Consider the following 19,672-nt stretch of genomic DNA (forward strand, 5'->3'; position numbering starts at 1 on the left):
AAGGAGGAGACTATGCCGCAACAACAGGGATTCGGCCGCATCGCCGAACGCGAACAGGGGCTCAAGCGGCGCTTGACCTCGGGGCAGATGAGCATGATCGCCATCGGGGGCGCGATCGGCACGGGGCTGTTTCTGGGCAGCAAGTTCGCCATCGGCTTCGCCGGTCCCAGCGTGATCCTCAGCTACGCCATCGGCGGGGTGATCACGCTGCTGCTGATGGGCTGCCTGGCGGAAATGACGGTGGCGCATTCCACCTCGGGTTCCTTCGGGGCCTATGCCGAACACTACATCGGCCCGCTGGCCGGCTTCCTGGTGCGCTACGCGTACTGGTCCTGCGTGGTGCTGGCGGTGGGCACCGAGGTCACCGCCGTGGCCGAATACATGAAGCTCTGGTTCCCGGGCGTGCCCGGCTGGCAGTGGGTCTGCCTGTTCTCGGCGCTGCTGATCTGCGTGAACGCCATGAGCGTCAAGGCGTTCGGCACCGTGGAGTACTGGTTCTCGACCGTCAAGGTCAGCGCCATCGTGGCCTTCATCATCCTGGGCGCCTACGTGGTCTGGGGCGAGCCGCAGTACGGCGCGGCGCTGTACACCTCGCATGGCGGCTTCTTCCCGAACGGCGTCTGGGGCATGTGGATCGCGGTGGTGATTTCGATCTTCAGCTACCTGAGCGTGGAGATGATCGCGGTGGCCGCGGGCGAGGCCGAGGACCCCGAACGCGCGGTCAAGCAGGCTTTTCGCGCCACCATCGCGCGCCTGGTGGTGTTCTACCTGCTGACGCTGGCGCTGATCCTGGCCATCGTGCCCTGGGACGAGGCCGGCAAGGGCGGCAGCCCCTTCGTGAAGGTGATGCAGTCGCTGGGCATTCCGGGCGCGGCCGACGTCATCAATTTCATCGTGCTGGTGGCGGCGCTGTCGGCCATGAACAGCCAGCTCTACATCACCACGCGCATGATGTTCAGTTTGTCGCGCGCCGGCCATGCGCCGGCGGCGCTGGGGCGGCTGTCGCGCAGCGGCACGCCGCTCAATGCGCTGCTGGTGTCGACCAGCGGCATCGCCATCGCGGCGGTGCTGAACGTGCTGTATCCCGAAACCGCGTTCACGCTGATGATGGCGATTTCGATGTTCGGCGCCTTGTTCACGTGGATGATGATCTTCGTGACGCATTACTTCTTCCGGCGGCGCTGGGCCCGCGAAGGCGGCGCGCCGCTGTCGTTCCGTATGCCGGGCTTTCCGGTGCTGACGCTGCTGGGCGCGGCCGCCATGCTGGCCATTCTGGGCACCACGTACTTCACCGGCGTATTCAAGATGACGCTGGTGTTCGGCGTGCCGTTCCTGCTGATTCTGGCGGGGGCCTACGGGCTGTTGCTGCGCAAGCGCGCCGCGCCGGCGGCGCTGCCCTCGCGCCAGCCGGGCGCCTGACGGGACGGGCCGCGTCAGGCGTGCGCCAGGCGGTCTGCGCCGCCCGCCGGCGCGGCGGCGGCCGGTTCCTGCGGCGCCGGCGCGAACACCCGCAGCCGGTGGCCGTCGGGGTCCAGCGCGACGAAGGTGCGGCCGAAGTCCATGTCGGTGGGCGGCTGCAGGATGGGCAGGCCGCGCAGGCTCCAGTCCAGGTGGCGGCGGTCCAGCGTGTCGGCGTCCGGCACGGTGAACGCCAGTTCCGAGGCGCCGCCGCGCCCGGCGGCGGCGGGCTCCACGGTGTGGCGCGACCACAGGCCCAGCATCAGGCCGGAATCCAGCGCGAACAGCGCGAAGGTGGGCGAGCTTTCGATCGGCGGGCGCTGCAGCAGCGCGCTGTAGAACGCGGCGCTGGCGGCCGGCTTGTCCACATAGAGGATGACGAAATTGGTGTCGGACATGATGCGCTCCAGGTGAGTGACGCGCTCATCTTAGACAGCGGTACTGTCAGTTTTTGGCAGTAGTGTTCAAGCCGCCCGGCTGCGGCCGCGCTCGATCGCGCGCCACTCCTTGAGCAGCGCATGGCGGCGCTTGGGATAGCGCGGGCCGGGCGTCAGCGCGGCGATGCGGTCGGTGCGGAAATGGCGGAAATCCTGGCGCAGCTCGCACCAGGCCATGACGATGCGCACGCTGTCGAAAAAGCCCAGCGCGAACGGCCAGATCACGCGCGCCGAATCCGCGCCCTTGTCGTCGCGGTAGCTGATATCGATCTTGCGTTCGTCGCGGATGGCCTGGCGGATCAGCGACAGGTCCACGCGGTCGACCACGGTCATCATGCTGGGGCCGACCAGCAGCGGGATGGCGTCCAGCCCGTCGCGCAGTTCCGCCGGCAGCACCGCGCCGATCTTGGCCAGCGCGTTGCTGGCGGCCTGCGCCAGCCGGGGGTCGGCGCGGCCCGCGACCCAGCGGGTGCCCAGCACCAGGGCCTCGATTTCCTCGGTGCTGAACATCAGCGGCGGCAGCATGAAGCCGGGCCGCAGCACGTAGCCCACGCCCGGCTCGCCCTCGATCTCGGCGCCCTGCGATTGCAGCGTGGCGATGTCGCGGTACAGGGTGCGGATGCTGACGCCCAGGTCGGCGGCCAGCTGGCGCCCGCTGACGGGGCGGCGATGGCAGCGCAGCGTCTGCAGCAGATCGAGGAGTCGGGCGGTGCGGGACATGGGGCGGGCGGACGGGCCGGAATTACGTAATGCTGCCACGAAATGGCAGCATCCGGGGCCGCGCCGCCCCGGCGTTTCAGCGGCTTGCCGGCTTGCCGCTGGCCACGTCCAGCACCGAGCCGTCTTCCAGGCTGACGCGGTAGATCTCGCGCACCACGTTGCCGGCGAAGCCGATCTCGACGATGGACACGTCCTTGAACGTGGCGGGGATGCCGTCGGGCAGCACGGCGTTGAACTTGGCGGCCTCCTGCGCCATGGCCTCCTGCAGCCGGGCGTCGTACTGCGCCATGCTGTAGACCAGGGTGGTGTGCGGGTTATGCGCGCGCACCTCCTGGCCGTCCTTCATGACGTTCACGCCGCTCACGCCCACGGACTTGACCAGTTCCTTGCCGGCGTCGCCCATCTTGGCGTAGACCGGGCCGGTGACGCGCGGCAGCGGGCCGTCGCGCAGCGGCGCCAGCGCGGCGGTGGCCACGGTGTTGTAGCGCATCATGTCCTCGAAGCCCTGGCCGCTCTTGACCACGCCCAGGTCCAGCCACCACGGATGGCCGGCGCCCTTGGCGGCTTCGGTGGGATAGAAGTTCTTCAGCGTCACCTGCAGCGGCGCCGGCGGCTTGGGCAGGGCCTTGAGCATGCGGGCCGGCGTGGCCGGATCGGCGCTGTGGATGTGCACCACGGTCACGTGCGGCATGTTGGGCGTGTCGGCTTCGGTCTTCAGGCCCAGCTTGAGCAGATCGGCCTTGAGCGTGGGCCGGATCTTGGCGTCCAGTACCGCATTGACGTCCTGGGGCAGGCGGTAGACCACGCCGTAGGTGGCCTTGTGTTCGCGGAACCCGGGCTGGTCCAGCGCGCTGTTGTCGATGGGCGCCGCGGCGTGCGCGGCGGACGTGGAGGCGAACAGGCCGAAAGCGGCCAGCTTGAAGAACACGCGCTTGATCATGGGGATTCCTTTGGGCGGCAGGCCGTGAGAGGCATCCGCAGTGTGCGGCGCGCGGATGTAATGCATATTGCAGCAAACAAAAGAATCCCGATGCCAGCCCCCGCTAGGCCGATGGCAGCGCACTAGCCCAGAAAGACGATGGCGACGATGGCGATGCCCAGCAGCAGGTTCACGCCCACCCAGCGGCGCACGCCGCCCAGGGCCGCGCCGGCGGCGGGCCAGTCCGAGCGCGCCACGGCCGCGTTCAGCCGCGGGTACAGGGCAGCCCGGATGTAGGCATAGATGGCCATCATGACCAGGCCGCCCGCGGCCATCGCCGTCCAGCTGCGCGGCATGAAGAAGGCGCCGCCCGTCTGCGCCGCCTGGGACGCCTCCTGGCCGATCATGGCGACGCCCGACAGCAGGATCAGCACGATGGCCCCCAGCACGGCGTTCAGGAAGGGCCCGAGCACCGAGGCCATCAGCGGCAGGCGCACGGGCGGCTCCAGCCGGGCGACGGCGGGACGCAGGAAACAGTGGGCGAACAGCATGCCGCCGACCCAGAGAATCACGGCCATGACATGGACGAACTTGAGCGCGCTGTAAAGCATGGAACCCGCCTTTGCATGAGGCCGTCGGGACGGCGAAATCTGTCCCCATCATATCTCCGACCGATGCGGCGCGCGGCTCGGCTTGGTGGTTCTAGAATGAGATTGATTGTTATTCGTAAATCAAGCCTCAAGGAGCCTGACGTGCTGAATCCCGTACCCGGCCCGAGCGACGCCGTCCACCTCCTGTATCGCGCGCATCATGGCTGGTTGCGCGGCTGGCTGGGGAGCCGGCTGGGCAATGCTTGCGACGCCGCCGATCTGGCGCAGGACACCTTCGTGCGCGTGCTGCGGCACCGCCACGAGGTGGGCGCGCTGCGCGAGCCGCGCGCGTACCTGACCACGGTCGCCGGCCGCCTGCTCATCAACCATCACCGGCGCCGCTCGGTGGAGCAGGCCTATTTCGAGGCCCTGGCGCTGCTGCCCGATCAGGCGGCTCCGTCCGCCGAGCAGCGCGCGATCGTGCTGCAGGCGCTGCAGGACATCGACGACATGCTGGCGGGCCTGTCCGCGCCGGTGCGCCAGGCTTTTCTGATGGCGCAGCTCGAAGGCCGCAGCCACCACGAAATCGCGGCCAGGCTCAATGTGTCCCTGCGTTCGGTGCGCCGCTACGTGGCCAAGGGGCTCGAACAATGCATCATGGCGGCGGCCTGAACGCACTGCGCGAAACCGCGGGCGAACTGCCGGTGGTGCCGCGCCGCGTGGCGCGCCAGGCCGCGCGCTGGCTGCTGCGCCTGAGCTCGCCGCGGGCCACGCAGGCCGACTGGCTGGCCTGCTGCCGGTGGCGGGCCAGCAGGGCCGAGCACGAACATGCCTGGCAGCGCGCGCAGCGCGTGTACGCGCGTTTCGGACTGATTCCGCCTGCTGTGGGCATGGCGACGCTGGGCCGCCGTGGCCGGTTCGGGCCTGCCGACGGTCATGGTCTCTAGAGGCATGTTTTTGCCTCGTGGATCAAGAGGACGACCATGGCTTACTTTTCCGCAGGCCGCGCGAGCGGCTTCCGACTCGCCGCTACGGCGCTGCTATCGGCCGCAAGCGCCGGCGCATTGGCCCAGAACGCGGACGCCTTGCGGCAGTTCGCGCCCGTCATCGTGGAGGGCGAGGGCGTAGAAGCCGCGCCCGCCTGGGAAACCCGCAGCCGCCGCGAGCGCCTGGACGATCTGCAAATCCAGGACTGGACCGATCTGGGCAGGCGCGCCGAGCCGGGCGTGAGCTTCAATCGCCAGAACCACAGCATCAATATCCGCGGCCTGGACCAGCACCGCGTGCTGACGCGGGTGGACGGCATCCGCCTGCCGTGGCTGGACGACGGCGTGCGCGAAGTGAAGGGCGGACTGGAAGCGGTGGATTTCAACAGCCTTGCGCGGCTGGACGTCGCGCGCGGCGCCGACGCCAGCGGCGGCGGTTCCGGCGCATTTGGCGGCGTCGTCAATATGTACACGCTCGATCCCTCCGACCTGCTGCGCGGCGGCAGGGACTTCGGCGCGCAGGCCAAGGCCGGCCACGATTCCGCCGACACCGGCTGGACAGGCAGCGCGGCGCTGGCCGGCCGTATCCGCAGCAACACCTTGTGGCTCGTGCTGGCGCGGCAGCGCGAGGGCCACGAACGCGATAACCGTGGCGAAGTCGGCGGCTACGGCCCCGATCGCGACAGACCCGACCCCGCGAATCACCGGCAGCGCAGTCTCCTGCTCAAGCTGCAGCAGCGCTTCGAAGGCGGGCACAAGGTCGGCCTGACGGGCGAATTCTTCAAGCGCAACACCGACATCGACAGCCGCTCGGACCAGGGACCCGGCACCAAGTACGAACTCGGCGAAAAACGCAACCGCAGGCAGACGCAACGCCAGCGCGTGTCGTTCGATTATTCCTATCAGGCGCCGGCGGCCGGCGGCCTGGTCGATACCGCAAGCGTCCTCGTCTACTGGCAGCGCCAGCACCTGGTGCACTCGGCCGACGGCTTGCGCAGCGTCGATCGCCGCGCCTACCTCAAGCCGGGCGACCCGATAGGCTACGGATTCCCCAACGGCCCTTATGGCCGTCGCAATAGCACCTGGCTGGCGCAATTCGGGGCCAGCGCCGAAGCCACCGCGCGCATTGCCCACGACGCCGTGGCGCAGTTGTGGACGCTGGGCGCCGAATGGCGCAGCAGCCAGTCCAGCCAGAATTCCAGCGGCTACGACAACTGCCCGACAATGCTTCCGGACCTGCCGAGGAGGTACGGCCCGCGATCCTGCGAACTGCTGCATACCAACCAGGCCGATCGGCCCCGCTCCCGCGGCAGGCAATGGGCCGTGTGGGCGCAGGACGAATTCAGCTTCGTCGACGGCCGCTACACGATCCTGGCCGCCCTGCGCTACGACGGTTACGAGCAGCGGCCGCTGTCCACTACCGACTACCAGCACAATCCGGTCGCGTCCCCCTTGCCGCCGCGCAACCGTGGCGGCCGGCTTTCGCCCAAGCTGCTGGCCACCTGGAAGGCCGCGCGCCATCTGCGCTTCTACGCGCAGTACGCGCACGGTTTCAAGGCGCCCGACGCCACGCAGCTCTTCATCAACTACGGCGGCCCCGAATCGTTGCTGCGCGCGAGCAACCCCTACCTGAAACCCGAGACCAGCAGGGGCTGGGAGCTGGGCGCCAGGCTCGGGTCCGACGCGCTGGGCGCCTCGCTGTCGTGGTTCGACAACCGCTACCGCGACTTCATCGACGCCAGCGCGGTGGTGACCCCGGGTTCGGCGTTGTGGAAGCCGGAATGGGCGGGCGCGTTCCCATGGGGCATCTACGCGACCCAGAACCGGGCCAGGGTGCGCATCTACGGCGCGGACGCCAGCGCCCACTGGCAGTTCGCGCCGGGCTGGCGCGCCTGGGGCTCGCTGGCCTGGGCCGTGGGCAAGGAAACCGACACGGGCACGTTGCTGCCCTCTGTGGCGCCGCTGAAGGCGGTGCTGGGCGTGGGCTACCGCCGCGACGCCTGGGGCCTGGAGGCGCTGTTGACCGCGGTGTTGCGCGCCAAACAGCCCGCGGTCCGCCGGGCCCGGCCCAGGCAGCCCCCGCCGCCGGTTTTCTACGCGCCGGGCTATGGCGTGGCCGACCTGACGGCGTACTGGCGGCCCGGGGCGGTGAAGGGGCTGCTGCTGCGGGCGGGCGTCTTCAATCTGTTCGACAAGAAGTACTGGGACGCCCTTACCGTGCAAAGCCCTGGCGCGCCCTGGATGTCGTCGCGGCCGATCGATTGGCAGACCGAATCGGGTCGCAGCGCCCGTGTTTCGCTGATATACCAGTACTGATCCCGAGCCGTCGGCGGCGGCTTGCGCAACCTGTTCCATCGGTCGGAGGACCACCATGAGCCATACCGATTTCACGTCCCGCGCGCAGGCGCTCAGAGCGCGCGACGAGGCGCTGGCCGCCGCAAGGCCGGGCCTGCGCGCCCGCGACCAGGCCCGGGAGCTGGGCGTCTCCGAAGCCGAGTGGGTGGCCGCCGGCTGCGGCGGCCTGAAGGCCACGGCCCTGCAGGGCGTGCCCCAGGAAATCTTCCGGCAGCTCGGCACGCTGGGCAGGGTCATGGCGCTGACGCGCAACGAGTGGTGCGTGCACGAACGCCACGGCGTCTACCAGGACATCCATGCCGAGAACATGGTGGGGATGGTGCTGGGGCCTGACATCGACCTGCGCATGTTCTTCAGGCGCTGGAAGTCGGCCTGGGCGGTCGAACGCGACGGCAGGCGCAGCCTGCAGTTCTTCGACGGCGAGGGCGTGGCCGTGCACAAGGTGTACACCGATGAAGATTCGGCGGCGGCCTATGACGCGCTGGTCGCCCGCTTTGCGGGCGCGCCGCAATGGCCCGAACCCGAGCCTTACGCGCCGGCGGCCAACGCCGACAGCGTGGCGGATGAGGCGCAATGGCGCGCAGACTGGCTGGCCATGCAGGACATACACGAATTCTTTCCGCTGCTGCGCAAGTTCAAGGTGTCGCGCCTGGCCGGGCTGGCCGCCGCCGGCCCCGACCTGGCGCAGCCCGTGCCCGCGCAATCCGTCGTGCGCATCCTGGAATCGGCGGCGCAGTCGGGGCTGTCCATCATGTGCTTCGTGGGCAACCGGGGCATGGTCCAGATCCATACCGGCCCGGTGCGGCAGCTGCGCCGCACCGGCGCGTGGTTCAACGTGCTGGACGCCACCTTCAACCTGCACGTGGACACCGAGGCGATCGCGGCGGCCTGGGTGGTGCACAGGCCCACCGTCGATGGCTGGATCACTTCGCTGGAGCTGTATTCCGGCTCCGGAGAACTGATCGCGCAGTTCTTCGGCGAACGCCGGCCCGGCCGTCGGCAGCTGACGCAGTGGCGCACGCTGGTGGAAAGCCTGTGCAGCGTGCCGCTGGCCGCGTGAGCCGCGCGATGAAGACCTGGCTGGCGCTGGCGGCCGGATGGACGATGGCCGTGGCCGCGCATGCGGGGGCGCCCGAGCGGGTGGTGACGCTGGGCGGCAGCGTGACCGAAATCGTCTACGGGCTGGGGCAGGAGGGGCGGCTGGTGGGCGACGACCTCTCCAGCCTTTACCCCGAGGCGGCCACGCGGCTGCCGCATGTCGGCTACTACCGCGCGGTGCCGGTGGAAGGCGTGCTGGCGCTGGAACCCGACCTGGTGCTGGCGTCCGAACAGGCCGGCCCGCCCGAGGCGCTGCGGCGCCTGGCCGAGGTCGGCGTGCGCGTGGTCACCGTGCCCGACCGGCCCTCGGTGGATTCGCTGCAGGCGCGCATCCGCAACGTCGCGGCCGCGCTGGACGCGGCCCCGCAGGGCGAGCGCATGGTCGAGCGCGTCGCGCGCGAACTCGAACGGGCCGAGGCGGTTCCGGCTTCGCGCGCCCGCGCCATCCTGCTGTTCAAGCTGGGCGGGGTGCTGCGCGGCGCCGGAAACGGCACCGCCGCCAACAAGGTCATGACGATGGCGGGCCTGGTCAACGTGCTGCATGACCAGCAAGGCTACAAGCCGATCTCCGCCGAGGCGGTCAGCGCGCTGGCGCCGGACGTGATCGTGGTCACGAAATCCTCGCTGGCGGCCAGCGGCGGCAAGGCCGGGCTGCTGGCCACGCCCGGCATCGCGTCCACGCCGGCCGCCGCGCGCCAGCGCCTGATCGTCATGGACGATCCGCTGCTGCTCGGCATGGGGCCGCGGCTGCCGCAGGCCCTGACCGAACTCAAGCGCGAGGTCGCCGGTGCGATGGCGCGCTAGCGCCGACCGGATCACGCCGCCGCTGGCCCTGCTGCTGCTGGCCCTGGCCGTGATCGTGGCGGCGCTGGCGGCCAGCAGCAGCGGCGCGGTCCGCATTCCGTTGACCGAACTGCCCGCGCTGCTGTGGGGAACGCCGGCGCCCGGCGGCGAACTCTGGCGCAAGGTGCTGATCGACATCCGCCTGCCGCGCGTGCTGTTCGCGCTGGTGGCCGGCGCCGCGCTGGCCGTGTCCGGCGCCGCCATACAGGCGCTGTTCCGCAATCCCCTGGCCGAGCCGGGCCTGATCGGCGTGTCGGCCGGCGGCGCGCTGGGGGCGGTCGGGGCCATCGTGCTGACCTCCGGCGGCTTCTGGATTCTGGCGCTGGCCGCGTTCGCCGGCAGCCTGCTGGCGACGTTCTGCGCCTATGCGCTGGGCCGGCGCGTGCCGGGCGTGGCCGGATTGCTGCTGGCCGGCATCGCGATCAACGCGGTGGCCGGCGCGGCGATCGGCCTGTTCACCTACGTCGCCAACGATACCCAGCTGCGCGACCTGACGTTCTGGAGCATGGGCAGCCTGGCGGGCGCCAACTGGACGCTGCTGGCGTTCCTGGGGCCGTGGGTGCTGCTGGTGTCGCTGTGGCTCATGCGCCAATGGCGCGTGATGAACGCCTTGCTGCTGGGCGAGCGCGAGGCCCAGCACCTGGGCTATGCGCTCAGGCGCGTGCGGGCCGGGCTGGTGCTGGCCTGCGCGCTGATCGTCGGCCCGCTGGTGGCGGCCACGGGCGGCATCGCGTTCGTCGGCCTGGTGGTGCCGCACCTGGTGCGCATGACGCTGGGCGCCAACCACCGCTGGCTGCTGCCGGCCTGCGTGCTGGGCGGCGCGCTGGTGCTGGCGCTGGCCGACTGGCTGTCGCGCGTGGCCGTGGCGCCCGCCGAGCTGCCGATCGGCCTGGTCACCAGCCTGGTGGGCGGTCCGTTCTTCCTGTGGCTGCTGGCGCGCGGCAGGCGGCGGGGCTGATGCTGGCGGCCGAAAACCTCACGCTGTCGCGCGGCGGCAGCCGCATCCTGGACCGGGTGTCGCTGGCGCTGCGGCCCGGCGAGGTCGTGGGCCTGCTAGGCGCCAACGGCGCGGGCAAGTCCTCGCTCTTGGCCGCGCTGTCGTGCGAACTGCCGCCCGACGGCGGCCGGGTGCGGCTGGACGGGACTTCCCTGGCGCGGCTGCCGCAGCGGCTGCAGGCCCGCCGGCGCGCCGTGCTGCCGCAAAAGCCCGGGCTGAGCTTCGACCTGGACGTGCGCGAGGTGGTGGCGATGGGCGTCTACCCGTTTCCCGAACTGCCGCCGGCGGCCGTGGACGCGCTGGTGGAGCAGGCGCTCCGGCGGGCCGACGCCGGCCATCTGCGCGCCCGGCGTTATCCCGAACTGTCCGGGGGCGAACAGCAGCGCGTGCAGTTCGCCCGCGTGCTGGCGCAGTGCGAGGCCGCGCGCGTGCCCGGCGAGGCGCGCTATCTGCTGCTGGACGAACCCACCGCCAGCCTGGACCCCAGGCACCAGGGCGAACTGCTGCGGGCGGCGGCTGAACTGGCGCACGCGGGCCATACCGGCGTACTGGTGATCCTGCACGACATGAACCTGGCCGCGCGCTGGTGCGACCGTCTGCTGCTGCTTTGCGCGGGGCGCGCCATCGCCGCCGGCGCGCCGGCCGAGGTGCTGACGCCGGCCAATCTGCGCCTGGCCTACGGCATCGACGCGCAGGTGATCGCGCATCCGCTGCAGGCCGGGCGCCTGCTGGTGGTGACGGCGTGACGCGGGGCCGGGCGCCGGTAAAATGGCGCTGAATCCCATTTCACCCACCATTGCACAGGACCCGTGTCATGCCTACTTTTGACGTCGTCTCCGAAGTCGACAAACACGAACTCACCAACGCCGTCGACCAGGCCAACCGCGAACTGTCCACCCGCTTCGATTTCAAGGGCACGGACGCCAAGTTCGAACTGGAAGGCTTCGTCGTGACGCAGGTCGCCTCCAGCGCATTCCAGCTCAAGCAGATGCTCGACATCCTGCGCGGCCGCCTGTCCGCGCGCGGCATCGACGTGCGCTGCCTGGACGTGGCCGATCCGCTGGAGAACCTGGGCGGCGCGCGCCAGAAGGTCACCATCAAGCAGGGCATCGAACAGCCGGTGGCCAAGAAGCTCATCGCGGCCATCAAGAACGCCAAGCTCAAGGTGGAATCGCAGATCAACGGCGACAAGCTGCGCATCAGCGGCAAGAAGCGCGACGACCTGCAAACCGCCATCGCGCTGCTGAAAAAGACCGACGTCGACCTGCCGCTGCAGTTCGAGAACTTCCGCGACTGAAGCCCGGCTCCGGGACGCGGCCGATGGGACATTCCAGTGAGCTGCTGCTGATCGTCGAACTGGCGCGCGCCGGCGGCATGTCGGCCGCGGCGCGCGAGCTGGGCGTCACGCCGGCGGCGGTCAGCAAGCGGCTGGCCCAGATCGAGGCGCGCCTGGGCGTGCGGCTGGTCAACCGCAGCACGCGGCGACTGAGCCTGACGGCCGAAGGCGAGCTCTACCTGGAAAACGCCCGCCGCATCCTGGGCGAGATCGAAGACCTGGACCAGCTGATCGCCAGCCGCCAGGACCGTCCGCGCGGCCTGCTCAAGGTCAACGCGCCGCTGGGGTTCGGCCGCAGCTATATCGCGCCGGCCATCGCCGAGTTCGCGCAGAAATATCCCGAGGTGTCGCTGCAACTGCAGCTGACCGACAGCCCGGCCGATTTCGTGCAGGACGCCTTCGACGTGGCGGTGCGCTTCGGCGACCTGCCCGACACGCGCCTGATCGCCCGCAAGATCGCGCCCAACCGCCGCCTGGTGTGCGCATCGCCCGGCTACCTGAAAGCCCACGGCGTGCCCGCCGCGCCGCATGACCTGACGCGGCACCAGTGCATCGTGCTGCGCCAGAACGAAGCGGCCTACGGCCTGTGGCGCTTCACCAAGGGACGCCGCAGCGAAACCGTGAAGGTGCGCGGCAACCTCAGCAGCAACGACGGCGAAGTCACCCTCACATGGGGCTTGGCGGGCCTGGGCATTCTGCAGCGCGCCGAATGGGATCTGGCGCGCTACCTGCGCAGCGGCCGGCTGGTGCAGGTGCTCAAAGACTACGCCTTGCCGCAGGCGGACATCTACGCCGTGTTTCCCGAGAGGCACCACCTGTCCACCAAGGTGCGGGTGTTCGTGGACTTCCTGGTGGGGTACTTCCAGAAAGGCGCCGAAGGGCAGTGGTAATTCAGGCCGCCCACAGGTGCTGCGCCGCGTAGGCGCGCCACGGCCGCCACGCCTCGGCGCGCGCCAGCAGCTGCGCCGGCGTGTAGGCGCGCGATTCCAGCCGTTCCAGCGCGCGTATCAGGCCGATGTCGGCCGACGGAAACGCATCGGGCTCGCGCAGCTGGCGCAGCGCGATGTATTGCGCCGTCCATTCGCCGATGCCGCGGATCTCGCGCAGCCGCAGCACGGACTCGGCCAGGCTGCCGCCGGCTTCGAACAAATGCCTGTCGGCGACCGCCGCGGCGGCCACCGCCGACAGGGTGGCGGCGCGGCTGCGCGGCATGCCCAGCGACGCGAGCTCGGCGCCGGCCACGGCTTCGGGCAGCGGAAACACGTGCGTGAGCGCGCCGTCGGGCTGCGCCATGGGCGCGCCGTGCGCGGCCACCAGCTTGCCGGCCAGCCGGATCGCGGCGGCGACCGTGATCTGCTGCCCCAGCACGGCGCGCATCGCCAGCTCGAAGCCGTCCCAGGCGCCGGGCACGCGCAGCCCCGGCCTGGCCTGGATCAGCGCGGTCAGGACCGGGTCGCGCGCAAACTGCGCGGCGATGGCCACCGGGTCGCTGGCCAGATCGAACACGCGGCGCAGCCGGGCGATGATGGCGGGCAGGGCCTGCAGCCGCGGAAAACGCACCACGGCCTGCAAGGCATTGCCGGCGCCGGGCCGCACGCTCACCGTGCCCTGGCTGCCGTCCAGGCAGATGGTGCGCGCGTAGGCGTCGCCCTCGACCCGCTCGACGCCGGGGATGGCGCGCAACCGCAGGAAGTCCAGCATCGCGTCCCAGTCGTAGGGCGGGCGGTAGCGCAGCAGCAGCCTGATCTCGCCGTCCTGCCGCGCGGAGACCTCGGGTTTGCCGGAGCGCCGCAGCTCGCCCGGCGCGCGGCCGAACAAGTCGTGGAATATCTCGTTGAAGCGGCGGATGCTGCCGAAGCCCGAGGCGAAGGCGATCTCGGCCATCGGCAGCCGGGTTTCGTGGATCAGCTGCTTGGCCAGCAGCACGCGCCGCGTCTGGGCGACGGCCACCGGCGAAGCGCCCAGGTGCTGGCGGAACTGGCGCCGCAGCTGGCGTTCGCCCACGCCCAGCCGCCGGGCCAGCGCGTCCACGCCGTCCTCGTCCAGCGCGCCGAGTTCGATCAGCTGCAGCGCGCGCGACACGCTGTCGGGCAGTTCGTGCCCCGGGCCCAGCTCCGGCGCGGTTTCGGGCCGGCAGCGCAGGCAGGGATGGTAGCCGGCCTCCTGCGCCGCGGCCGCCGTGGCGTAGAACGTCACGTTCTTCGACAGCGGGGTGCGCGCCGGGCAGACCGGGCGGCAATAAATGCCCGTGGTCTTGACGGCCGTGAAGAAGCGGCCGTCGTAACGGGCGTCGCGCACCTGGATGGCGCTGTAGCAGGCGTCGTGGTTCAAGTCCATGCGGCCATGCTAACGCCGCCGCGCGGCTCCGATCTAGCGGTTTTCGGACATTGTTGTGCACGCGGCATTGCTGTCCGAAAACCGCGAGCGCCGGTCCGCGGCCGGTTCTATATTCTGCCCATGTCCATCGCATAACCGGAGCCCGCATGTCCGTGCAGCCGCAGATCTTTTTTCTCGAACGGGCGCCCACGCCCATCGGCCGCATGCTGATCCTCGGCGACGAGCGCGGGCAGCTGCGCGCGGTGGACTGGGAGGACTACGAGCCGCGTATGCACAGGCTGCTGCGCACGCAGTACCGCCGGCAGCCCATCGCGCTGCGCGACGCCGCACAGGCCTCGCCCGCGCGCCGCGCGCTGGAGGCTTATTTCGACGGCGCGGTGCGCGCCATCGACGCGCTGGACGTGGCCACCGGCGGCACCGCTTTCCAGCGCCAGGTCTGGCAGGCCCTGCGCGGCATCGCCGGCGGCGCGCCGATCACGTACGGCGCGCTCGCGCAGCGCATCGCGCGGCCCACGGCCGTGCGTGCGGTGGGGCTGGCCAACGGCGCCAATCCGGTGGGCATCGTCGTGCCCTGCCATCGCGTCGTGGGCGCGGACGCGTCGCTGACCGGCTATGGCGGCGGCCTGCACCGCAAGCGCTGGCTGCTGGAGCACGAGGCGCGCTGGTGCCCGCGATCTTCAACCTGAAGTTAAAGTTGTTTTGAATTCCGGGGCGGCCGCGAACAAAGCGCCTCGGTACAGTGCCGACAGACCCTCACCTGCAAGGAGCCCTGTCGGCATATGAAGACTTACCGCATCGCAACCATTCCCGGCGACGGCATCGGCAAGGAAGTGATTCCGGCCGGCCGCCGGGTCATGCAGGAACTGGCCGGACAGGGCGGCCTGCGTTTCGAGTTCGAGGATTTCGACTGGGGCGGCGACTACTACCGCAAGCACGGCGTCATGATGCCGGCCGACGGCCTGGACGCGCTGCGCGACAAGGACGCGATCCTGTTCGGTTCCGCCGGCGATCCGCACATCGCCGACCACATCACGCTGTGGGGCCTGAGGCTGAAGATCTGCCAGGGCTTCGACCAGTACGCCAACGTGCGCCCCACGCGCATCCTGCCCGGCATCGACGCCCCGCTCAAGCGCTGCGCGCCGGCGCAGCTGGATTGGGTGATCGTGCGCGAGAACTCCGAAGGCGAATATTCGGGCGTGGGCGGCCGCGTGCACCAGGGCCATCCCATCGAAGCGGCGACCGACGTGTCCATCATGACCCGCGCCGGCGTCGAGCGCATCCTGCGCTTCGCGTTCCGGCTGGCGCAGTCGCGCCCGCGCAAGCTGCTGACCGTCATCACCAAATCCAACGCGCAGCGCCACGCCATGGTGATGTGGGACGAGATCGCGCTGCAGGTCAGCCGCGAATTTCCGGACGTGACCTGGGACAAGGAACTGGTCGACGCCGCCACCGCCCGCATGGTCAACCGCCCGGCGTCGCTGGACACCATCGTCGCCACCAATCTGCACGCCGACATCCTGAGCGACCTGGCGGCGGCGCTGGCCGGCAGCCTGGGCATCGCGCCCACCGGCAACATCGATCCCGAGCGCCGCTATCCGTCCATGTTCGAGCCCATCCACGGATCGGCCTTCGACATCATGGGCAAGGGCCTGGCCAATCCGGTGGGCACGTTCTGGTCGGTGGTCATGCTGCTGGAGCACCTGGGCGAAACCCAGGCGGCCGCGCGGCTCATGCAGGCCATCGAAAGCGTCACCGCCGATCCGGCGCTGCACACCGGCGATCTGGGCGGCAGCGCGACCACGGAGCAGGTCACTGCGGCGGTCTGCGCCAAGCTGGCCGCGCTGGCGCCGGCCCGCGCGGCCTGAGGCGCCGGCGACACGGCCATACCCATAACGAGGAGACAACCATGCACAAGAAAGCCGTTCGCGCGCGCGCCCTGGCGTTCGCCTGTCTGTTGGGCCTGTGTTTCGCCGGCGCCGCGTCGGCGCAAACCTATCCGGCGCGGCCGATCAACCTGGTGGTGCCGTTCCCGGCCGGCGGCACCACCGACGTGCTGGCCCGCGCGCTGGGCCAGGAACTGAGCAAGAGCCTGGGCCAGCCGGTGGTGGTGGAGAACAAGCCGGGCGCCGGCTCCACGCTGGGCGCCGACTACGTGGCCAAGGCCGCGCCCGATGGCTACACGCTGCTGATGGGGGCGGTGCACCACACCATCGCCACCAGCGTCTACAAGAGCCTGCATTACGACTTCCAGAAGGATTTCGCCCCGGTCACGACGGTGGCCCTGGTGCCCAACGTGCTGGTGGTCAATCCCAGGCTGGAGGCCAGGGACGTCCAGGGCCTGCTGACGATGGCGCGGGCCGCGCCCGGCAAGCTGACCTTCGGATCGAACGGCATGGGCACCGGCCAGCACCTGATCGGCGCGCAGTTCGAGAAAGAAGGCCACGTGAAGCTGCTGCACGTGCCCTACAAGGGCAGCGGCCCGCTGACCACCGACCTGCTGGGCGGGCAGATCGACATGTCGTTCGACACCATCACGCCGGTGCTGGCGCACATCCAGAGCGGCAAGCTGCGCGCGCTGGCCGTGACCACGAACAAGCGTTCGGCGGCCCTGCCCGACGTGCCCACGATGGAGGAGGCCGGCCTCAAGCCCTTCGACATGGGCACGTGGTTCGGCGTGCTGGCGCCGGCGGCCGTGCCCAAGGAAGTGGTGCAGCGGCTGAACGCGGAGATGGTGAAGATCATCCGCTCGCCGGATTTCTCGCGCCGCATGGCGGAGATCGGCGCCGTGCCCATCGGCGACAGCCCGGCCGAAATGCAGGCCCGCATCGGGACCGACACCGCGAATTACGCCAAGCTGGTCAAGGAAGCCAAGGTCGCGATCAACTGACGTCAGGCGCGAATCCAGCCGCGCGCGATGGGCAGGGCCAGCAGCTTGCGGTACACGGCCTGGGCGAAGTCGGTCAGCGGCGCGCCCGCGCGGTTCCACAGCGGCACGGCCGCCGCCGCGGCCAGCGGAGCCAGGGCCAGGCCGCCGGCGATGTCCAGCGGGAAATGCACGCCCAGGTACACCCGCGAGACGCCGACCGCCACGGCCAGCGCCAGCGCGGCCCAGCCCAGGCCCGCCCAGCGCCGGTCGAAGATCAGCGCCCAGGCCAGGGTGGCGATGATGATGGTGTGGTTGCTGGGAAACGACGAAGTCGCGGCATGCGAGAAAAACGCATGGCCCAGCCCGATGACGAAGGGGCGGGGGTGCGGCCACAGCGCGCCGCACAGATAGCTGGCGAACAGCCCCAGGGCCACGCTGGCCAGGGCCTTGAGCGCCAGGTCGCGCTGGGCCGCGCCGCCCCACAGCCAGGCCGCGGCCAATCCGGCCGGGACCAGCAGGATCAAGCGGTTGGCCACCAGCATGGCGGCGTGCAGCTGCCATGCCGGCGTGGCCGGGTCGGCGTTGAGCAGCAGGAACAGGGACTGGTTAAGGTTTTCCAGGGAATTCATGACACGTCATCGCAGCGTAATAAATGAATAGCCACGATGGTAGTGAGGATTCCCGTCAGTCTGCTTACAAAATGCGCCGAATCCCGTGGTTTTACTTCTGGATGCGATTGCCCTGCGCGTCGATCACCGGCTCGCCGTCTTCCTTGGCGAAAGCGCCTTTTTGCGGGGCCGGCAGGATGTCCAGCACCAGTTCGGACGGGCGGCACAGGCGTGCGCCCAGCGGCGTGGAGACGAAGGGGCGGTTGAGCAGGATCGGATGCTGCTCGATGGCGTCCAGCAGCGCCTCGTCAGAGAGGGAAGCGTCGTCCAGGCCCAGTTCGTGGTAGGGCGTGCCTTTTTCCCGCAGGGCGTCGCGCACGCCGATGCCGGCCCGTTTGAACAGGGCCTTCAGGGTGTCGCGCGAGGGCGGGGTTTCCAGGTACAGCACGACCTCGGGTTCGATGCCGGCGTTACGGATCATGGCCAGGGTATTGCGGGAGGTGCCGCACTTGGGGTTGTGATAGATGGTTACGTCGGACATGTCAGGCTCCTCTTTCCGGTGAATCGTCATGCGAGGCAGTGAGCATAGTGCATTCGCACCCGGGCTTCAGGCGCGCAGCTTCCTGCCCAGGCGGCGCCAGCCGATGACCGCGCCCGTCAGGCTCAGCGCCGCGCCGCCCAGGCTCAGGAAGATCAGCAGCGCGTCCCACAGCGGGCGGCGGGCCAGCAGGCCGGTCCAGTCCCAGCTGTGCAGGAAGGCGAACAGCCAGCGGCTGGCGCGCGCGCCGCTGTCCTGGCGTGCCAGGATCTGGCCGGTGCGCGGGTCCAGGTAGACCCAGGTCGCGCGCGCGTCGCCGAACACCGCGCGCCAGGCCGGCAGCGGTTTTTCGACGTGACCCAGCATCGCGTGCGCGTCGCGCGCGTAGTAGTAGAAGTCGTAGGCGTCCAGTTCTTCGATGCGCAGCAGCGGCGCGCCGGGCAGCAGCCGGGCGGCCGCGTCGCGCAGCGCCGCCGGGTCCAGGCTGATTGGCGCGGCGGCGCGCGCCGACAGCACTTGCGGCGCGCCCGGGCCGCTGCGCGCCAGTGCCAGGTCGCGGCCCTGCGCGCGGGCCCAGCTCAATTCGCGCGGGGGCGCGGGCAGGGCGGCGATCAGCGCCGCCGGCGCGGCCAGCGGCGGCCCGGCCTCGGGCTGGCCGGCGTAGGCCGCCGTCGCCAGCGGCGCCTGGTGGCCCGAGAAGATCTTCCATGGATTCATGGACATCAGTCCGCTGAAGATCCAGGTGATGGTGATGACGGCGAACAGCAGCCCGCTCAGGTGGTGCCAGCGCATCATGGACTCGCGGTAGGGCGAGCGGCTGCCGCTGGCGTATGGCCGCGAGAAGCGCCAGCGCAGCAGGCCCACCACGGTGCCGGTCAGCGCCAGCAGCACGCCGGCCACGGACAGCCACACGACGGCGTCGTGCCACCACGGGTCCAGGGCGTTGCCGCGCAGCGGATAGAGCCAGTGGATCCAGGCGCCCGCGTAGTTCCACATGCGTTCGGCGCGCGTGGCGTCGCGCACCACCATGCCGGTGGCCGAGGACACGTACAGGCGCGTGCCCGCCGGATCGTCCAGCTCCAGCCGGTGCAGCGGGCGGTCGGGGTCGAGCGCGCGGGAATGGGTATGGGCGTCCTCGTCGACCAGGCCGTCGTAGCGCGCGGCGTAACGGCCGCCGGACCAGGCCGCGGCCGTGGCCCGCGCGACCGCGGCGTCGGCGCGGGGCAGCAGCGCGCCGGTCGCCGCGTCCACCACCTTGGGCGCTTCGCGCCGGCCGCCGGGCACCAGATAGACCGGGGCGCCGCCGCGCGCGGCGGCCAGGGTCAGTCCGGGCGCATCGGCCGCGCCCGCGGCCGCCAGCGCCTGGGCCGGCGTCACGGCGATGGCGGCGGCGTCCAGCGCGGGCAGGTGGGCCAGCCGCTCCTGCGGCGTCAGCTTGGGATAGCCGACGTACATCATCACCACGCCCGAAACGAACCACATGGCGAAGAACAGGCACAGCACGATGCCGGCCCAGCGGTGGGTCAGGTAGAGCCAGCGCTTGACGCGGGCGGCGGGCGGCGCGGAAGAGGAGGTTTTCATGAT

At 70.4% G+C, this 19,672-nt stretch carries 21 protein-coding genes; 13 read left to right on the plus strand and 8 right to left on the minus strand.

What is annotated here, in order from left to right:
- Positions 1-12 precede the first annotated feature (12 nt).
- A complete protein-coding gene (locus AC1IQ6_RS05320) occupies positions 13-1,419 on the plus strand; it encodes an amino acid permease (RefSeq protein ID WP_111825717.1) in 1,407 nt (468 codons plus the stop codon).
- Between the two features lie 14 nt (positions 1,420-1,433).
- Here AC1IQ6_RS05320 and AC1IQ6_RS05325 read toward each other — a convergent pair whose 3' ends face one another.
- The 4 genes from AC1IQ6_RS05325 to AC1IQ6_RS05340 form a co-directional block, all read right to left on the minus strand.
- Positions 1,434-1,856, minus strand: coding sequence for a VOC family protein (locus tag AC1IQ6_RS05325; RefSeq protein ID WP_102773786.1), 423 nt, complete (start codon positions 1,854-1,856; stop codon positions 1,434-1,436).
- 66 nt (positions 1,857-1,922) lie between these two features.
- Entirely contained in the window at positions 1,923-2,615 is a 693-nt protein-coding gene (locus AC1IQ6_RS05330; protein WP_102773785.1) for a helix-turn-helix transcriptional regulator, read from the minus strand.
- Positions 2,616-2,691: 76 nt separating this feature from the next.
- A complete protein-coding gene (locus tag AC1IQ6_RS05335; RefSeq protein WP_485865992.1) occupies positions 2,692-3,555 on the minus strand; it encodes a hypothetical protein in 864 nt (287 codons plus the stop codon).
- A 122-nt stretch (positions 3,556-3,677) separates the two neighbouring features.
- Positions 3,678-4,145, minus strand: coding sequence for a CopD family protein (locus AC1IQ6_RS05340; protein WP_111825714.1), 468 nt, complete (start codon positions 4,143-4,145; stop codon positions 3,678-3,680).
- 141 nt (positions 4,146-4,286) lie between these two features.
- On the opposite strand from AC1IQ6_RS05340, the gene AC1IQ6_RS05345 reads away from it, so the two are divergent.
- The 9 genes from AC1IQ6_RS05345 to AC1IQ6_RS05385 all read left to right on the plus strand — a co-directional run bounded on the left by AC1IQ6_RS05345 (position 4,287) and on the right by AC1IQ6_RS05385 (position 12,629).
- Positions 4,287-4,796, plus strand: coding sequence for a sigma-70 family RNA polymerase sigma factor (locus AC1IQ6_RS05345; protein ID WP_246842443.1), 510 nt, complete (start codon positions 4,287-4,289; stop codon positions 4,794-4,796).
- Positions 4,775-5,071: a FecR/PupR family sigma factor regulator gene (locus AC1IQ6_RS05350; RefSeq protein ID WP_485865993.1), complete on the plus strand. Its 297-nt coding sequence runs from the start codon at positions 4,775-4,777 to the stop codon at positions 5,069-5,071. Before AC1IQ6_RS05345 ends, AC1IQ6_RS05350 begins: the two co-directional genes overlap by 22 nt.
- A 36-nt stretch (positions 5,072-5,107) precedes the next feature.
- Positions 5,108-7,426 (plus strand): TonB-dependent hemoglobin/transferrin/lactoferrin family receptor, encoded by a 2,319-nt coding sequence (locus AC1IQ6_RS05355; protein ID WP_485865994.1) that lies wholly within the window; start codon positions 5,108-5,110, stop codon positions 7,424-7,426.
- Between the two features lie 55 nt (positions 7,427-7,481).
- Entirely contained in the window at positions 7,482-8,525 is a 1,044-nt protein-coding gene (locus tag AC1IQ6_RS05360) for a hemin-degrading factor (protein ID WP_485865995.1), read from the plus strand.
- 8 nt (positions 8,526-8,533) lie between these two features.
- A complete protein-coding gene (locus AC1IQ6_RS05365) occupies positions 8,534-9,367 on the plus strand; it encodes a heme/hemin ABC transporter substrate-binding protein (protein WP_485866554.1) in 834 nt (277 codons plus the stop codon).
- 22 nt (positions 9,368-9,389) lie between these two features.
- Positions 9,390-10,364, plus strand: a complete 975-nt coding sequence (locus tag AC1IQ6_RS05370; protein ID WP_485866555.1) for a FecCD family ABC transporter permease — start codon at positions 9,390-9,392, stop codon at positions 10,362-10,364.
- Positions 10,361-11,149, plus strand: a complete 789-nt coding sequence (locus tag AC1IQ6_RS05375) for a heme ABC transporter ATP-binding protein (RefSeq protein WP_485866556.1) — start codon at positions 10,361-10,363, stop codon at positions 11,147-11,149. The genes AC1IQ6_RS05370 and AC1IQ6_RS05375 overlap by 4 nt, the downstream gene beginning before the upstream one ends.
- 68 nt (positions 11,150-11,217) lie before the next feature.
- Complete coding sequence (locus AC1IQ6_RS05380) at positions 11,218-11,700, plus strand: YajQ family cyclic di-GMP-binding protein (RefSeq protein WP_102773778.1); 483 nt, start codon at positions 11,218-11,220, stop codon at positions 11,698-11,700.
- Between the two features lie 23 nt (positions 11,701-11,723).
- On the plus strand, positions 11,724-12,629 hold the full coding sequence (locus AC1IQ6_RS05385) for a LysR family transcriptional regulator (RefSeq protein WP_102773777.1): 906 nt from the start codon (positions 11,724-11,726) through the stop codon (positions 12,627-12,629).
- Between the two features lies 1 nt (position 12,630).
- Here the strand turns inward: AC1IQ6_RS05385 and AC1IQ6_RS05390 are convergent, their stop codons facing one another.
- The gene (locus AC1IQ6_RS05390; protein WP_485865996.1) at positions 12,631-14,076 is read right to left on the minus strand and encodes an AlkA N-terminal domain-containing protein; all 1,446 of its coding nucleotides are present in this window, start codon (positions 14,074-14,076) and stop codon (positions 12,631-12,633) included.
- Positions 14,077-14,222: 146 nt separating this feature from the next.
- Here AC1IQ6_RS05390 and AC1IQ6_RS05395 point away from each other — a divergent pair, with 146 nt between their 5' ends.
- From AC1IQ6_RS05395 to AC1IQ6_RS05405, 3 genes are all read left to right on the plus strand, one after another.
- The gene (locus AC1IQ6_RS05395; RefSeq protein WP_485865997.1) at positions 14,223-14,762 is read left to right on the plus strand and encodes a methylated-DNA--[protein]-cysteine S-methyltransferase; all 540 of its coding nucleotides are present in this window, start codon (positions 14,223-14,225) and stop codon (positions 14,760-14,762) included.
- Between the two features lie 93 nt (positions 14,763-14,855).
- A complete protein-coding gene (locus tag AC1IQ6_RS05400; RefSeq protein WP_102773774.1) occupies positions 14,856-15,941 on the plus strand; it encodes a tartrate dehydrogenase in 1,086 nt (361 codons plus the stop codon).
- 41 nt (positions 15,942-15,982) lie between these two features.
- Positions 15,983-16,963: a Bug family tripartite tricarboxylate transporter substrate binding protein gene (locus tag AC1IQ6_RS05405; RefSeq protein WP_485865998.1), complete on the plus strand. Its 981-nt coding sequence runs from the start codon at positions 15,983-15,985 to the stop codon at positions 16,961-16,963.
- A gap of 2 nt (positions 16,964-16,965) precedes the next feature.
- Here AC1IQ6_RS05405 and AC1IQ6_RS05410 read toward each other — a convergent pair whose 3' ends face one another.
- The 3 genes from AC1IQ6_RS05410 to AC1IQ6_RS05420 form a co-directional block, all read right to left on the minus strand.
- Positions 16,966-17,571: a phosphatase PAP2 family protein gene (locus AC1IQ6_RS05410; RefSeq protein WP_102773773.1), complete on the minus strand. Its 606-nt coding sequence runs from the start codon at positions 17,569-17,571 to the stop codon at positions 16,966-16,968.
- Positions 17,572-17,662: 91 nt separating this feature from the next.
- Complete coding sequence (arsC, locus tag AC1IQ6_RS05415; RefSeq protein ID WP_111825707.1) at positions 17,663-18,091, minus strand: arsenate reductase (glutaredoxin); 429 nt, start codon at positions 18,089-18,091, stop codon at positions 17,663-17,665.
- A 66-nt stretch (positions 18,092-18,157) separates the two neighbouring features.
- A complete protein-coding gene (locus AC1IQ6_RS05420; RefSeq protein WP_485865999.1) occupies positions 18,158-19,669 on the minus strand; it encodes a PepSY domain-containing protein in 1,512 nt (503 codons plus the stop codon).
- Between the last annotated feature and the right edge of the window lie 3 nt (positions 19,670-19,672).

Source organism: Achromobacter sp. MUI-25009338 (assembly GCF_057359325.1).